Genomic DNA, 15,004 nt, shown 5'->3' with positions numbered 1-15,004 from the left:
CGACCCCTGTCAGCCAGCGCACACGCTTGGATCGCGCGTCGAAAGTGCGACATTGCAGCCACGCTCGGTAACCAAGTTTCGATGCCGAAACAGCATGTCATCAATTAGCAACAAACCAACCCTAGCGGGCGCGGCGGGGGAACGGACTTTTCGATCCCGGGCGCAACTCACCCGTCACGATGCCAAAATGGCGCGGGACGGCGCAGCGGGTCGGTCGGTTCCCAAAGCAATCCAAGGGGGACTCCGCACATGACGATCACCATCGCAAAATCGCTGCTGCTTGCCGGTGCCGCCGGTTCGGCTCTGCTCGCGGTCCCGTCGGCGATGGCGCAGACCGCGCCCGACGCTGCCACGCCCGCATCGGTCGAGGCACCCGCTACTACGGACGGCGTCGGCGATATCGTGGTCACGGCGGAGCGCCGGAGCGAGAACCTGCAGAAGGTGCCGGTGTCGGTCGGCGTCGTCGGTGGGGACGATCTGCGCGCCTTCCAGAGCGGTGGCGGCGACGTGCTCGAACTCGCGAACCGTGTTCCCGGCCTCTATGCCGAGACGACGACCGGGCGCATCTTCCCGCGCTTTTACATCCGCGGCCTCGGCAACATCGATTTCTATCTCGGCGCCTCGCAGCCGGTGTCGATCATCCAGGACGACGTCGTGCTCGAGCATGTCGTGCTCAAGTCCAACCCGGTGTTCGACGTCCGTCAGGTCGAGGTGCTGCGCGGGCCGCAGGGCACGCTGTTCGGCCGCAACACCACCGCGGGCATCATCAAGTTCGACACCAACCGCCCGACCAACGATTTCCACGGTCGCGCCTCGGCGTCGTTCGGCAGCTACAACACCGCGACGATCGATGCGGGCGTCGGCGGGCCGATCGTCAAGGACGTGCTGTCGTTCCGGGTCTCCGGGCTGTTCCAGCACCGCGACAACTGGGTCGACAACACCTATACCGGCGTCAGCGCGGACGGCACTGTCGGCGGCAAGGACAAGCTCGGCGGGTTCGACGAGAAGGACGTTCGCGTCCAGTTAATGCTGACCCCGCCCGACACGGGCTTCACCGGGCTGCTTTCCGCGCATGCGCGTGATTACAGCGGCACGTCGACGATCTTCCATCGCGGCGCGCTCAAGCGCGGCTCGAACGACGTCAGCGCCGAACCGCGCGCGTCGATCGCGCTCGACGAGGCGGCCAACAATCCGCAGGCGTACAAGACCTACGGCGCGTCGCTCAACCTGAAGAACGATTTTGGCGGCGTGGTGCTGACCTCGATCACCGCGTGGGAAACGACCTCGGGCTATAGCCGCGGCGACACCGATGGCGGTGCTGCGACCAACTTCGCCGGCGCGCGCTTCTATGGCGAGAGCCAGGGCCGGGTCCGCAATCTCGACCAGCTGACGCAGGAAGTCCGGTTGTCGGACGACGGCACCGGCCGGTTCAAGTGGCAGATCGGCGAGATGTATTTCGAGCAGCGCGACCTGACGGAATTCGACCAGCGCGGCGTCTTCCTGATCCAGCCCGATCTCAACAACACCCGCCCGAACCCGAACAACTACGTCCTGCTGCGGGACTTCAACACGTCCTACGCGGGCTTCGGCCAGATCAGCTATGAGATCCTCCCCAAGCTGACGCTGACCGGCGGCGTGCGCGTCACCAACGACACCAAAGCGACCCGTCTGCTGATCGCCAACGCCAATGCGGCGGGCGTGTCGAGCTACACCGGTCGCCGCTACGTCCGCCTGTCGGATACGCAGCCGAGCTGGGACGCGAGTGCGCTGTACCAGATCGACCCCAATGTCAGCGTCTATGCGCGCGTCGCGCGCGGCTTCCGCGGACCGACGATCCAGGGGCGTTCTGCGGTGTTCAACACCGATTTTACCACCGCCAATTCCGAAACGATCATGTCGTATGAAGCGGGCTTCAAGTCGAACCTGTTCGGCAACACGCTGCGCTTCAACGCGACCGGCTTCTATTACGAAGTCAGCGACATTCAGCTCAACGGCAACGATTCGTTCGGCAATGGCGTGCTGTTCAACGCGGACAAGGCGAAGGCATGGGGCGGCGAGGCGGAGCTGAAGTGGCGGCCGGTCCGCCAGTTCACGCTGGGCCTCGGCGGCAGCCTGCTCCACACCGAGATCAACGATCCGCGCGTCTATGCGCAGGTCTGCATCCTCGGCGGGGTCGTCACCTGCACGGTGCAGGATCCGACGATCCGTGTCGGCCCGAACACCTTCGCGCAGATCGACGGCAACCCGCTCCCCAACGCGCCGAAATATCAGTTCAATGCGACCGCACGCTACGATCTGCCGCTCGGCAACGGCGGCTCGCTGTTCCTCGCGGGCGATGCGAACGTCCAGGGCTATACCAACTTCGTGCTCTACAAGACCGCCGAGTTCACCTCGGACGGGACGTTCGAGGCAGGCCTGAAGGCGGGCTATGTCGCGCCGGACAACAAATATGAGCTCGCGGTGTTCGTCCGCAACCTGACCAACGAGAAGAACCTGAAGGGCGTGATCGAGAATTACAACGCCGCAGTCTTCAACGACCCGCGGATCATCGGCGTATCACTCAGCGGCAAGTTCTGATGGCCTGGCGCCCCGGCCGTTCCCTTGTCGGGAGCGGCCGTGGCGTTTCATTCAGTCCGCGTTGTCGACCTTGCGAACTTCGATGCCGCTCTCATCGAAGCCGTCGAGCAGGCGGGCGTTGACGCCCATCTTGCCGAAATCCTCGCCGAGCGTTTGCCAGTGGGTTCCGCAGCCACAGACCGGGCAATGGTGGATGCCGATCATCCGGTCGCCCCAGACATAGGCGGTGGTTTTGCCCGAGATGCGGACCTGCTCGGGCGGGTAATAGGCCACACGCCACGCAAGCTTGCGACACAGCGAGCAGTTGCAGTCGGCTACCCACGATGGGGTGTCCGGCACCTCCACCCGAACCGCACCGCAGTGGCAACTTCCCCGAACGCGCATGGCGACTTGTAAAGGCGGGTTCAGCGTGTTCGCAAGTGGGCGGGCGTTGGTAGCTCCGCGATGTTCCTGCCTCGGGCCGGCCTTAGCAAGCAACCATTCCAGACGCGCTGGACGCCCCCGAGGCTCAAGACGACCGTCTTCCCGCCTGCATGACAAATATTCTTAGGAGGACGGAGACTAAGCGAGTAAGCCACGGCAGGTTAAGGAATAAAATGGCGGATGTAACAGCAAAATCAGAGGCCCAAAAAGAGGGCGAGGCAGCAGTCGACACGTTCCGAAAGGAACTTGGCCCATTCGTCGTGGCTGCTCAGAAGACCCGGATGCCGATGGTTTTTACTGACGTGGAGCCCGGCCACCCAGTCATCTTCGCAAATGATGCGTTCTTGACGCTGACGGGTTATTCCCGAGAAGAAGTGCTCGCCAAAAGTTTCCAGTCGTTGCTCGCCGTGGGGGTCGACTCGGAAACAATGGAGACGGTCGAAACAGCGTTCCGCGGAGAGTGCGACCACGAACCGGAAATCCATTACAAGCGAAAGAACGGTAGCGAATTCTGGGCGTCGATGTTCGTCAGCCCGGTGTGCGACGATAGCGGCACGGTTGTGCAGCATTTCGTGTCGCTCGTCGATTTGACCAACCACCGGCAGGATAACGCTCGGTGCAAGATGTTGATCGACGAACTCAACCATCGGGTAAAAAACACGTTGTCGACGGTGCAGTCGATCGTCACCCAGGCGTTGCGGCGGCCGGCCGAACCGGCGGTGATCCGCGAAGCGATCGAGTCCCGCATTCTGGCTTTATCGCGGTCGCACGACCTCCTCACCCACCGCAATTGGGAGGGCGCGGGGCTACACGATCTGGTCGATACAGCGCTGCACCCGTTCAAGGTTGTCGCGGGCTGCGCCGAGCGTTTCACGATCACAGGCGGCAATGTCCATCTGTCGCCCAAGGCCGCACTCTCGGTCGCAATCGCGCTCAACGAGCTTGCGACCAACGCCGTTAAATACGGTGCCCTCTCGAACGATGCTGGCAACGTCGCGATCGACTGGACGGTGTCTTCAGCGCCGCAAGACCGGCTCGTGCTCCGGTGGCGGGAGCACGACGGACCGCCGGTGGTGCCGCCGACGCACAAGGGGTTCGGATCGTGGGTCATCGAGCGTGGGTTGCCGCACGAGCTCGGCGGCAATGTCACGCTCGAATATCTGCGGGCAGGCTTGGCGTGCACGATCGACATACCAATCTCCTCCGGGGCGCAAGCATGACCGGCCTTCTCGCCGGCCGCAGGATCCTCGTCGTCGAGGACGAGATGCTCGTGCTAATGCAGATAGAAATGTCGCTGGAAGAGCTCGGCTGCTCCGCCGCCAGCGTTGCCGAGGCGCTCGCAATTCTGGCCGGACACAGTTTCGATGCGGCAATGATCGACGTCAACTTGAACGGTGAGAAAAGCTATCCGGTCGCAGATATGCTGGCGCAGCGCGGTATCCCGTTTGCGTTCGCGACCGGCTATGGCGATCATGGAGACCGCACGGACCTGCTCGATCGGCCGATGCTAAGGAAGCCGTATGCGAAAGCGCCTTTGGTGGCAGTTTTGAAACAGCTGATAGCCGACCATCCTCTGCCAGCGTGGGCCTAGCGCCGTTCCCGGCCGCCGTTCCCGCACCTGACGACGCCCAGCCGCCTGTATGGCGTCAAAGCAGCCGCCGTCGCAGGGTTCAGCGTACCCAGTCGCCCGACTTGCCGCCGAACTTGGTCAGCAACTGGATGTCCCGGATCGTCATGCCTTTGTCGATCGCCTTGGCCATGTCGTAGATCGTCAGTAGCGCCACGCTGACCGCGGTGAGCGCCTCCATTTCGACTCCGGTCTTGCCTTCGGTCGCCGCGGTCGCGGTTGCGACGACGCCCGCATCATCCACCGCAAGATCGATCGCTACACGCGTGAGCGGGAGCGGGTGGCACAAGGGGATCAGGTCGCTCGTCTTTTTCGCGCCCATGATGCCGGCAACGCGCGCCACCGCGAGCACGTCGCCCTTGATCGCGCTGCCATCGCGGATCGCGCGGACCGCTTCGGGGATCATGTCGATCCGCCCGCGCGCGACCGCTTCGCGCCGGGTCGCATCCTTGCCGCCGACGTCGACCATGTGCGCGGCACCCGCCGCGTCGAGATGCGTCAGCCCGCTCATCCGATCAGGCTCCGCGTCGCCGCCTCGACATCCGCCTGCCGCATCAGCGCCTCGCCGATCAGGAAGCAGCGGATGCCGTGCTCCGCCATCGCGTCGAGGTCGGCGCGGGTCGTCAGCCCGCTTTCTGCGACGAAGGTGCAGCCCTTGGGGGCCTTGGACACGAGTTCGTAGGTCCGCGCGAAATCGACCGTGAAGGTGCGCAGGTCGCGATTGTTGACGCCGATCAGCCGCGACTTGAGCTTCATCGCGCGCTCCATCTCGTCCTGCGAATGAACCTCGACCAGCACGTCCATCCCGCATTCGATCGCGCTCGCCTCGATCTCGGCGAGCAACGTATCGTCAAGCGCGGCCATGATCAGCAGGATCGCATCCGCGCCAAGCCCGCGCGACTCGGGCACTTGCCACGGATCGACCATGAAGTCCTTGCGCAGCACGGGAAGGTCACACGCCCCCCGCGCGGCCGAAAGATACGAGTCCGCCCCCTGGAACCACGCCTCGTCGGTCAGCACCGACAGGCAGGCCGCACCGCCGGCGGCATAAGCGGTGGCGTGCGCAGGGGGATCGAAATCCTCGCGGATCAGGCCCTTGGACGGACTGGCTTTCTTGATCTCCGCGATCAGTGCGGGTCCCGTCAGCGCCTTGGCGTCGAGCGCAGCGCGGAACCCGCGCGGCTTGCTCTGTGCCGCCATTCGCGCATCGAGTTCGGCCATCGGGATCGTCGCTTTGCGCGCGGCGACGTCGGCGCGCTTGGTTTCGAGGATGCGATTGAGAATATCGGTCATGAATAAGCGATCCAGCGATCGAGCAAGGTATTGGCGGCGCCCGAATCGAGCGCATCGGTGGCGCGTGCGACGCCGTCGGACAAAGTCTGCGCGGTCCCCGCGACGATCAGCGCGGCGGCGGCGTTGAACAGCACGGCATCGCGATAGGCACCGGTTTCGCCGGTCAGCAGGCGGCGCAACGCAGCGGCGTTATGGGCGGAGTCGCCGCCGACGATCGCGCTGATCGGATGGCGCGACAGTCCGGCGTCCTCGGGTGCAATCCGGCCGGGGAGCTCCGCTTGCCCGACGCCGACGACGACGGTTGGCCCGGCACAGGACAGTTCGTCGAGGCCTTCCTCGCCTGAAACGACCAGCGCCGCCTCGGTGCCGAGCTGCTCGAGCGCGGCGGCATAGGTCGCGGTATAATCGGGCCGAGCGATCCCAATCAGCTGGCGGGTGACCCCGGCAGGATTTGCGAGCGGGCCCATCAAATTGAAGATCGTCCGCCGCCCGATCCGCCGGCGGATCGGGGTAATCTGCCGCATCGCCGGGTGATGGTTCGCGGCGAACAGGAAGGCGATGCCGATGTCGCGCAGGCTCGCCTCGGCGAGCGCGCCCGCACGGTCCATGTCTAGCCCGAGCGCCTCGAGCGTGTCGGCGGCGCCCGCCTTGGACGACGCCGCGCGATTGCCGTGCTTGGCGACCGGCACGCCCGTGCTCGCAACGACGATCGATACCGCGGTCGACACGTTGAGCGTATGATGCCCGTCGCCACCGGTGCCGCAAACGTCGATCGCGCCCGCAGGCGCGGAGATCGGGATCAGTCGGTTGCGCAACGCGCGCGCGGCCTCGGCGATCTCGATGCTGGTCTCGCCGCGTTCGGTCAGCCCGACCAGGAACGCCGCGATCGCGTCTTCGGGAACATGCCCGTCGAGCAGGTCGGCGAACGCCTTCGCCGCCGTCTCGCGGCTGAGCGGGCTCGTCGGATCGGGGAGCAAGGCGAGCGTGCTCATGCCGGCGTCTTCGCGGTGATGCCCGCGTCGGCGAGAAAATTGGCGAGCATCGCATGGCCGTGCTCGGTGGCGATGCTCTCGGGGTGGAATTGCACGCCGTGGATCGGCAGCGTGCGGTGGCGGACGCCCATCACTGACCCGTCGTCGGCATGCGCGTTGGCGATCAGCGAGTCGGGCATGTCCTCGACGATCAGCGAATGATAGCGCGTCGCAATGAACGGCGAGGGGAGGCCGGCGAACACGCCGCTGCCATCGTGCTGCACCGGAGAGGTTTTCCCGTGCATCAGCCCGCCACGCACGACCGTGCCGCCAAAATGCTGCCCGATCGCCTGATGGCCAAGGCACACGCCAAGCAAAGGCCGCCCTGCCTCCGCGCAGGCCGCGACGAGATCGAGCGAGACGCCCGCCTCGGTCGGCGTCTTCGGGCCGGGGGAAATTAGAAACCCTTGCGCGTTGCTCGCCATCGCATCCGCGGCGGTCAGCGCATCGTTGCGAACGACCTTCACCTCGGCGCCCAACTCCATCAGATAATGGACCAGGTTCCAGGTGAAGCTGTCATAATTGTCGATGACGAGGATCATCGCGCGCCGCTACCGTGTTTGGACATATACCACAATGATTACGCTGCTACCGGCCCGGCGGACGTGGTTCAGCATGGATCAACCTTGCACCCCGCACGTTAGGGAATCCTCAGGAGAAATGATGATGTCGCGCACCTTTGCCCTGCTGGGGCTGCTGACCGCCTTGCCCGTTGCCGCGTTCGCGCAAGTTCCCGCGGGGCAGCAGCAAGCCGAGTCGGGCAAACCGCCGCAGCGGATTCGTTCGATCACCCTGACGGGGAATCAGGCGTGTCCCAAGTCGACGGATCCCGATGCCGAGATCGTCGTCTGCGCGCGCGTCGGCGAACCGTACCGGATCCCGAAGGAATTGCGCGACGACAAGCCGATCCCGGCGCAGAACCAGAGCTGGGTGAACCGCACTGCCGTCGCCGATGACGCCGGACGTCGGGCAGCGGGCCTGCCGGATACCTGCTCACCGGTCGGTTCGGGCGGGCAGACGGGCTGCTCGAAGCTCCGCGCGGAACAGTTTGCGGCGGATCGTGCAGAACGGCGGCGGCAGGCCGAGATCGTTCCGTGATCTGATGGGTGGTGAACCCCGGTGTTGCACCGGGGTGACACTCGGGCAACGGCTTGGGAGATCATCATCTCTTCCAACTCCCGCTTCAAAGGGGGCGGGAAGCCGTCTTTACCTCGCGACCATGGATCAGGCTCTGGCGTGGCGAATTACTGACCGAAGCCGGCCTCGCTGGCCCGTCCGACCGCTTCCCGCGCGGCCGCCAGCAACGCTCCGGCCTTCGCCTCGCACTCCCGCTGCTCATAGACGGCCTCGCTGTCCGCGACGATCCCCGCGCCGGCCTGGACGTGCATGACCCCGTCCTTGACCACTGCGGTGCGCAACACGATGCACGAATCCATCGATCCGTCCGGCGAGAAATAGCCGACGCCGCCCGCATACGGCCCGCGCACCGCATCCTCCAGTTCGGCAATGATCTCGCACGCGCGGACCTTCGGTGCGCCCGAAACCGTGCCAGCCGGGAAGCCGGCGAACAGTGCGTCAAGCGCGTCCTTGTCGGGGGCGAGCCGCCCGACGACGTTCGACACAATGTGCATCACATGGCTGTAGAACTCGGTCGTGTAGCTGGCCGTGACGGTAACGCTGCCGGCCTCCGCCACACGTCCGACATCGTTGCGGCCGAGATCGAGCAGCATGAGATGCTCCGCGCGCTCCTTGGGGTCGGCGAGCAGGCTCGTGCGGTTGGCCTCGTCTTCGGCGGCGGTCTTGCCGCGCGGGCGGGTTCCCGCGATGGGGCGGATCGTGACTTCGCCATCGCGGACCCGGACGAGGATTTCGGGCGACGAACCGGTCAACGCGAATCCGGGCAGATCGAGGTGATACAGGAACGGTGACGGGTTGATCCGTCGCAACGCGCGATACAGTTCGATCGGCGGGAGCGGGAATGGCGCGGTGAAGCGCTGTGCGAGCACGACCTGAAAGATATCGCCAGCGACGATATAGTCCTTCGCACGTGCGACCATCTCGGCATAACGCCCGGCGGGCAGGGCCGACGTCAGCGCGATCTCGTCGGGCGTTTCGATCCGGACCGGTGCGGGCAGGGGGGCGGTCGCTAGCCGGGCTGCGGTCGATTCGATCCGATCGAGCGCGTCGGTGATGATCGCGTCCGGGTCGCGCGCGTGATCGGGCCAGACCGGGGAGACGATGAACAATGCATCCGCCAACCGGTCGAAGATGAGAATGACGGTCGGCCGCACGAAGATCATGTCGGGCACGCCGAGCGCGTCCCGGGATGGGCGCGGCAGCCGTTCGACCAGGCCGATCGTCTCGTAGCCGAAATAGCCGACGAGGCAGGCGAGCGCGCGCGGCAGTTCGGTGGGGACGTCCATCCGGCACGTCGCGACCAAGGCCCGAAGCGCGTCGAGCGTAGGCTGCGCACAGGGCTTAAAGGCGGCTCGATCGGTCAGCCACGAAGGGTTGATCTCCGCTGCCGACCCGTGCGCGCGGAACAGCAGATCCGGCGCGAGCCCGATCAGGCTGTGCCGTCCGCGCGTCTCCCCACCCTCGACCGATTCGAGCAGGAAATCCCCGCGACCCGGTTCGATCAGCTTGAGTGCCGCGGCGACGGGGGTTTCGGTGTCCGCGATCTGGCGCTGCCACAGCAACGCCGGGCGCCCCGCCGCAAGCGCAACCCGCGCCGCGGCGGCGCCTGCACGATCAGGGCTGGCTGGCACTGGCGACGCCAAGCAGTTCGGCCTTGAGCGACGCGATCGCAGCGGCGTTGCGCGACGTCCCGATCGAATTCTGCACCGCCTTGCCGAATTGCGCGACATATTCGCGCCCGACGACATTGCCGAGATCGCTCTGCGTGCCCGCGATCACCTTGGCGTTGCCCTGCGCATTGCCGGGCGTGATGGTGTCGAGATGGACGATGATCCAGCCCGACTTGTCGGGTGCCTCGAGCAGCTTGGTGCTCCTGGGCGCCATCGCGAACATCAGCGCGAGCGGCGGCGGCACCTGCCGCGGGTTGCCGATCAGCGCTGCGCGCGGACCGGTGACCGGACGCAGCGGCGGCAGCTTGAGCCCGGTCGCGGCCAGCGCTTGCGACAGCGCGGTGCCACCATTGGTCGCCGCAACGACCTTCGCCGCGACATCACGCGCCGACCGTTCCGCACGGTCGAGCTGATAGTCGCGCACGACGGCATCGCGGATCTCCGTGAGCGGACGGGCAGCGGCGGGGATCACCTTGTCGAGCGTCACGAGGGCAAAGCTACCGTCCTGCCCGAGCGGCACCGTCTGCGGCTGGTCACCCGCCGACGCGGCATAGGCGGCGGCAAGGATCGGGGTCAAAGCGGGATCGGGCTTGACGGTCGGGGTGTCGACGTTCTGACCGCTCGCGGTGAGCGCCGGGGTCGTCTGCACCGCCATCTGGTTCTTCGCGACAAGGCCATCGAAGCTCGTCTTGCCCGATGCATCGTCAAGCGCGTTGCGCTTCTCAGTCAGCAGCGCGGTCACCTTCTGCGGCGCGAGCGATGCCTTGAGTTCGGGGGTTGCCTCGGCGAGCGACTTTGCGGCCTGGGTGCGGACGGTTGCGATCTTGGCGACGATGAAGCCGAGCGGTGCGCGGAGCGGGCCAACGACGTCGCCGGCCTTCGCTGCGAACGCTGCATTGGCGATCTCGGGCGACGACTGGCCGGCAAAGGCCGCCTTTTGCGTATCCTTGATCGTCGCAGGCTCGAGCCCGGCTGCGCGCGCGGCCTGCTCGATCGGCGTTCCGCCGCGCACCTTGGCGGCAAGCGTATTGGCCGAGGCCTGATCGCCAACGACGACCTGAACGATCGTGCGAAGCTCGGCAGCGGCGTATTTCTGAGATTGCGCGCGGTAAGCGGCGGCGATCTCGGCGTCACTTGGTGTCGCTTGTGCGGCAACCGAGGCCGGGGTCAGCGTCGCGTAACGGACGATGCGGCGCTCGGGCAGGCGATATTTGCCCGAGTTGCGCGCATAGAAAGTGGTCAGCTCGGCATCGCTCGGCGCGGGGCCGGCAGGCAGCGCCGCCGCCGGGATGAACCCGATCTGGCCGCTGCGCTTCTCAAGAAGCAGATCTGCGTACGGCATCGCAAGTGCCGCCGGCACCTGCTTCGCCTGGATCGGAGAGAGCAGCAACTGGCGCGTCAGCACCTGGTCGGTCGACTGGAGCCGGACCTCGGCATCGGTCATCCCGATCTGGCGGAGCACCTGCTCGTATTTCTCCTGGCTGAACTTGCCGTCGAGCCCGGTAAGGCCCGGCTGGCTGGCGATCAGACCGTCGACCGCACGCTTGCTAACGACCATGCCCTGCGCCTGGGCATATTGGCGGAACGCGGTCGAATCGATCAGTCGCTCGAGCGTCGCGTCGAACCCGCCGCCCGCGACGAACTGCTGCATGTCGAGCGTCGGCTGCTGCTGGCGATAGCCGTCCATGTCGCGCGCCACTGCGGCGCGCAGCTCGCTGATCGTGATCGTCTTGTTACCGACCTTCACCGCGACGTCGGCGGCGTTGACCGACGCGCCGGTGTTGCTGCTCGAATGATCCGACAGGACGAACGCGAGACCGAGCAGGGCGACGAAGCCCAGCGCGACCGCGCCGCCGAGCGGGTGGCGGATCATTCTACGGAAGAAACTGAGCATGGTCGGGTGCGGCCGATCTGTCGTTGTAAGGGACTAAGAGGGGTTGCTTTACGGGCAGGTCGGGGCGGCATCAAGCTTGTGCAGCACGCACGCTGCGCTATCGCTGTCGGAAAGATACAAAAGGAGAGACCCGCAGATGGCGCGACGCAAGCTGGTGGCAGGCAATTGGAAAATGAACGGCAGTCACGCCGCCTTGGCGGAGCTCGTGACGATCGCGGCGGCGGCGGAGGCGGCTGGCGGCATCGACGTGTCGATTGCGATGCCGGCAACGCTCATCGCACCCGCGGTGGCATTGGTCCCCAAGTTCATGATCGGCGGACAGGACGTTCACGAGGCGGAGAGCGGCGCGCACACCGGATGCCTGTCGGCATCGATGCTTGCCGAGGCGGGCGCGCGCTTCACGATCGTCGGGCATAGCGAACGGCGCGCCGATCAGGGCGAGACCAGCCAGGATGCCTGGGCGAAGGCAAGCGCAGCGCACCGCCACGGGCTCGGCGTCATCCTGTGCGTCGGCGAGACCGACGCGGAACGCGATGCCGGTCGCGCCGCGCGGGTGGTGCAGGCGCAGATCGAGAAGTCGGTCCCCGATCTTGCGACGGGCGACTGGCTGACGCTCGCCTATGAACCGCGCTGGGCGATCGGTACCGGGCGTACCCCGACGCTCGACGAGATCGGCGAAGTCCATGCGATCGCGCGCGCCAAGCTGCGGACGCTGGTGGGAGATGCCGCGGACGGGATCCGGATCCTGTACGGCGGCTCGGTCACGGGCGCGAATGCCGCGGCGATCCTGGAGACCGAGGAGGTGGACGGTGCACTGGTCGGCGGCGCGAGCCTGACCGCGGCGAAGTTCGTGCCGATCATCGAAGCGGCGTAAGCATCGGATCGACGGGATGACCGGGCCCCTTTCGTGGTGGATGCTGGAGGACTGGGCGACGGCGCGGTCGCGCGCACGCCTCCTGCCTCTCCCGGTTCGTGACCGGGGCGGTCTGCGAGTCGATACCGCTAGCGCGGTCGAGCAGGCCCGCTATGTCTTCCTCGACGTGGACACGGCATTTGCTGCGACAGCGGAAGCGATCGCTGCGCCGCGCGTGTTCCTCAAGGCGTGCGCGGCCCCTTCGGCGGTGCTGGCGGTCGTGCCGTCGCGCTGGACGCTCCAGTCCGTCGCCTGGATCATGGTGCAGGATCCGCGACGCGACGATGCCGAGCCGACGCTCCCGCCCGGCTATGCGCTGGACGTGACGACGGCCGACGGTGTCGTTGCGGCCGTCATCATCGGCGATGATGGGGCACTCGCGGCGCGGGGCTATGGCTGCCGCTCGGGCAGGATCGACTGTTACGACCGGATCAGGACCGAGGCGGCACACTATCGACGCGGCTTGGGTCGCGCGGTGATGCATGCGCTCGGCCACGCGCAACCGGATAGTGCCGCGTGCAGAATGCTTGCCGCGACCGACGCGGGACGAGCCCTGTACGAGACGCTGGGGTGGCGTGTCGTTGCGCCATACACGACGATCGAAATCGTCGACCGGTGACCGTGCTGTGTCAGGCGGGCGGCGGGGCCAGCCCGACCAACTTCATTGCCACGGCCTGAAAAACCATCGTGACCAACCAGAACAGACCATCGCGCGTGATCTGCCCGAGCCGCGCACCGCGATAGCTTTGCGTGATCGCGACGACCGGCAGCACGAACCCGGCCCAGATCACCACGGCGCTGCCCACCGCCATGATCCACGGTGCCGCCTTGGGCGGCGCAAGGATCAGCGCGCCGGCCAGAATCGACGCGAACCAGAACAGGCCGAGCGTTGCGATCAGCAGAGTCGCGATCGTCACCGGCGGCGACACACCTCGATCAACCGTGGCGCGATACGCCGCGCCGAGCAGCAGCCCGATTCCGGTCGCTACGAGGATCGGCACCAGATTGATCAGGATGTAGATCATCCCGGATAGCGCGCCTGCAGCATTGCCCATGCCGCGCGCAGGCCGAGCGCGTCACCCCCTTTGGGGCGGCCCGGCTTGGCGGACGGGCGCCACGCGAACGTGTCGAAATGCGCCCATGGCGTATCCGCAGGCACGAACCGGCGCAGGAACAACGCCGCCGTCACCGATCCGGCGAACCCGCCGTCGGGCGCATTGACCATGTCGGCGATGTCGGAGGCCAGCATCTCGTCATAGCCATCCCACAGCGGCAGCCGCCACAATGGATCCCCGGTCTCGGTTCCGGCGTGGAGCAGCGCCTCGGCCAACGCATCGTCATTGGCGAAGGTGGCGGGCAGGTCGGGCCCGAGCGCGACCCGTGCCGCGCCGGTCAGCGTTGCAAAGTCGAGGATCAGCGTCGGCGCTTCCTCGGCGGCACGCGTGATCGCGTCGGCAAGGACAAGCCGACCCTCGGCATCGGTGTTGGTGTTCTCGACCGTCACGCCCTTGCGCGTCGCCAGCACGTCGCCCGGGCGGAACGCGTTGCCCGCGATGCTGTTCTCGACCGCCGGGATCAGCAGGTGCAGCCGTACCGGCAACCGCGCGCCCATGATCAGCCCGGCGAGCGCGAGCGCATGGGCGGCACCGCCCATGTCCTTCTTCATCAGCCGCATTCCCGACGAGGGCTTGATGTCGAGCCCGCCGGAATCGAAACACACGCCCTTGCCGATAACCGCGATGCGGGGATGCGCCGGGTTGCCCCATTCGAGCTCGATCAGCCGCGGCTCGCGCCCCTTGGCCGCTGCCTGGCCGACGGCGTGGATCATCGGATAGCCCTTGACCAGCGGCTCCCCCTTGGCAACGGTCAGCGTCGCCCCGTGCGACTTGGCGAGCGCTGCAGCGTCTGCCTCGAGCTCCGCCGGACCAAGATCGGCCGCTGGCGTGTTGACGAGATCGCGCACTTTCGCAACGGCACGCGCGATCGCCACGACCGGATCGATCCGCGCGGGTTCACTGGTCAGCAGGACCCGAGGGCCGACCGCCGCCTCATCCTTGCGGTAGCGATCGAAGCTGTGCTGCGCGAGCGCCCAGCCGAGCATCGCCGCGCCGGGCTCGCCCTGCGCCAGTCGATACGTGCCTTCCGGAAGCTGTCCGCCAAGCGACGCGATCCGCCACGGCGACTCGAGGCTTTCGTTGCAAACCAGCAGCATCGCCCAGTCGTCTGCAGCATCGCCGGGGAGAACCGCTCGGTTGCCCGGCTTTCCCGTCAGGCGATGCGCGGCTATCGTTGCGCGGATCCGTGGGGGCTGGGCGGTGAGCCACGCCGACCACTGATCCGGGTGGACGACGTGAATGAGGCGGGCGGGTTGGCCGCGATCGGCCTGGAGCAACTGCGCGGGGTCAAAGGTCATACCCTTGTATCGGGAGCGCTCGCCCC

Annotated in this window: 15 protein-coding genes; 6 read left to right on the top strand and 9 right to left on the bottom strand. The window is 66.5% G+C overall.

Annotated features, from left to right (window positions below; translation table 11 throughout):
• Window positions 1–249: 249 nt before the first annotated feature.
• Window positions 250–2,577: a TonB-dependent receptor gene (locus RI03_RS10440; protein WP_010217222.1), complete on the top strand. Its 2,328-nt coding sequence runs from the start codon at window positions 250–252 to the stop codon at window positions 2,575–2,577.
• A 51-nt stretch (window positions 2,578–2,628) separates the two neighbouring features.
• On the opposite strand, the gene RI03_RS10435 is transcribed toward RI03_RS10440, so the two are convergent.
• Window positions 2,629–2,961, bottom strand: a complete 333-nt coding sequence (locus tag RI03_RS10435) for a GFA family protein (protein WP_026046633.1) — start codon at window positions 2,959–2,961, stop codon at window positions 2,629–2,631.
• A gap of 212 nt (window positions 2,962–3,173) precedes the next feature.
• Between RI03_RS10435 and RI03_RS10430 the strand changes: the two genes are divergently transcribed.
• Both RI03_RS10430 and RI03_RS10425 read left to right on the top strand, forming a co-directional pair.
• Window positions 3,174–4,220, top strand: a complete 1,047-nt coding sequence (locus RI03_RS10430) for an HWE histidine kinase domain-containing protein (protein WP_026046632.1) — start codon at window positions 3,174–3,176, stop codon at window positions 4,218–4,220.
• Window positions 4,217–4,591, top strand: coding sequence for a response regulator (locus RI03_RS10425; protein WP_010217215.1), 375 nt, complete (start codon window positions 4,217–4,219; stop codon window positions 4,589–4,591). Before RI03_RS10430 ends, RI03_RS10425 begins: the two co-directional genes overlap by 4 nt.
• Before the next feature lie 79 nt (window positions 4,592–4,670).
• Here the strand turns inward: RI03_RS10425 and moaC are convergent, their stop codons facing one another.
• Genes moaC through RI03_RS10405 form a run of 4 tightly spaced genes read right to left on the bottom strand, consistent with a single transcriptional unit; the run spans window position 4,671 to window position 7,493 of the window.
• A complete protein-coding gene (gene moaC, locus RI03_RS10420; RefSeq protein WP_010217214.1) occupies window positions 4,671–5,138 on the bottom strand; it encodes a cyclic pyranopterin monophosphate synthase MoaC in 468 nt (155 codons plus the stop codon).
• Window positions 5,135–5,920, bottom strand: coding sequence for an indole-3-glycerol phosphate synthase TrpC (gene trpC / locus RI03_RS10415; protein ID WP_010163996.1), 786 nt, complete (start codon window positions 5,918–5,920; stop codon window positions 5,135–5,137). The genes moaC and trpC overlap by 4 nt, the downstream gene beginning before the upstream one ends.
• Window positions 5,917–6,912, bottom strand: a complete 996-nt coding sequence (gene trpD / locus RI03_RS10410; protein WP_010217212.1) for an anthranilate phosphoribosyltransferase — start codon at window positions 6,910–6,912, stop codon at window positions 5,917–5,919. Before trpD ends, trpC begins: the two co-directional genes overlap by 4 nt.
• On the bottom strand, window positions 6,909–7,493 hold the full coding sequence (locus tag RI03_RS10405) for an anthranilate synthase component II (protein ID WP_010217210.1): 585 nt from the start codon (window positions 7,491–7,493) through the stop codon (window positions 6,909–6,911). The genes trpD and RI03_RS10405 overlap by 4 nt, the downstream gene beginning before the upstream one ends.
• 124 nt (window positions 7,494–7,617) lie before the next feature.
• Here RI03_RS10405 and RI03_RS10400 point away from each other — a divergent pair, with 124 nt between their 5' ends.
• The gene (locus tag RI03_RS10400; protein WP_026046631.1) at window positions 7,618–8,049 is read left to right on the top strand and encodes a hypothetical protein; all 432 of its coding nucleotides are present in this window, start codon (window positions 7,618–7,620) and stop codon (window positions 8,047–8,049) included.
• A gap of 146 nt (window positions 8,050–8,195) precedes the next feature.
• Here the strand turns inward: RI03_RS10400 and RI03_RS10395 are convergent, their stop codons facing one another.
• Entirely contained in the window at window positions 8,196–9,731 is a 1,536-nt protein-coding gene (locus RI03_RS10395) for an anthranilate synthase component I (RefSeq protein ID WP_010217205.1), read from the bottom strand.
• Complete coding sequence (locus RI03_RS10390; protein ID WP_026046629.1) at window positions 9,703–11,652, bottom strand: peptidylprolyl isomerase; 1,950 nt, start codon at window positions 11,650–11,652, stop codon at window positions 9,703–9,705. The genes RI03_RS10395 and RI03_RS10390 overlap by 29 nt, the downstream gene beginning before the upstream one ends.
• A gap of 136 nt (window positions 11,653–11,788) precedes the next feature.
• Here RI03_RS10390 and tpiA point away from each other — a divergent pair, with 136 nt between their 5' ends.
• A complete protein-coding gene (gene tpiA / locus RI03_RS10385; protein ID WP_010163988.1) occupies window positions 11,789–12,526 on the top strand; it encodes a triose-phosphate isomerase in 738 nt (245 codons plus the stop codon).
• Between the two features lie 16 nt (window positions 12,527–12,542).
• Window positions 12,543–13,184, top strand: a complete 642-nt coding sequence (locus tag RI03_RS10380) for a GNAT family N-acetyltransferase (RefSeq protein WP_010217200.1) — start codon at window positions 12,543–12,545, stop codon at window positions 13,182–13,184.
• Window positions 13,185–13,194: 10 nt separating this feature from the next.
• Here RI03_RS10380 and RI03_RS10375 read toward each other — a convergent pair whose 3' ends face one another.
• Window positions 13,195–13,590, bottom strand: coding sequence for a hypothetical protein (locus RI03_RS10375; protein ID WP_026046628.1), 396 nt, complete (start codon window positions 13,588–13,590; stop codon window positions 13,195–13,197).
• Window positions 13,587–14,978, bottom strand: coding sequence for a leucyl aminopeptidase family protein (locus RI03_RS10370; protein WP_010217196.1), 1,392 nt, complete (start codon window positions 14,976–14,978; stop codon window positions 13,587–13,589). Before RI03_RS10370 ends, RI03_RS10375 begins: the two co-directional genes overlap by 4 nt.
• Window positions 14,979–15,004 lie beyond the last annotated feature (26 nt).

The organism is Sphingomonas sp. PAMC 26621, from assembly GCF_000251145.1.
In the GTDB taxonomy this organism is placed as follows: Bacteria; Pseudomonadota; Alphaproteobacteria; order Sphingomonadales; family Sphingomonadaceae; genus Sphingomonas.
Note: the sequence above shows the minus strand (reverse complement) of the source record. Positions and strands in the feature narration are given on the sequence as shown.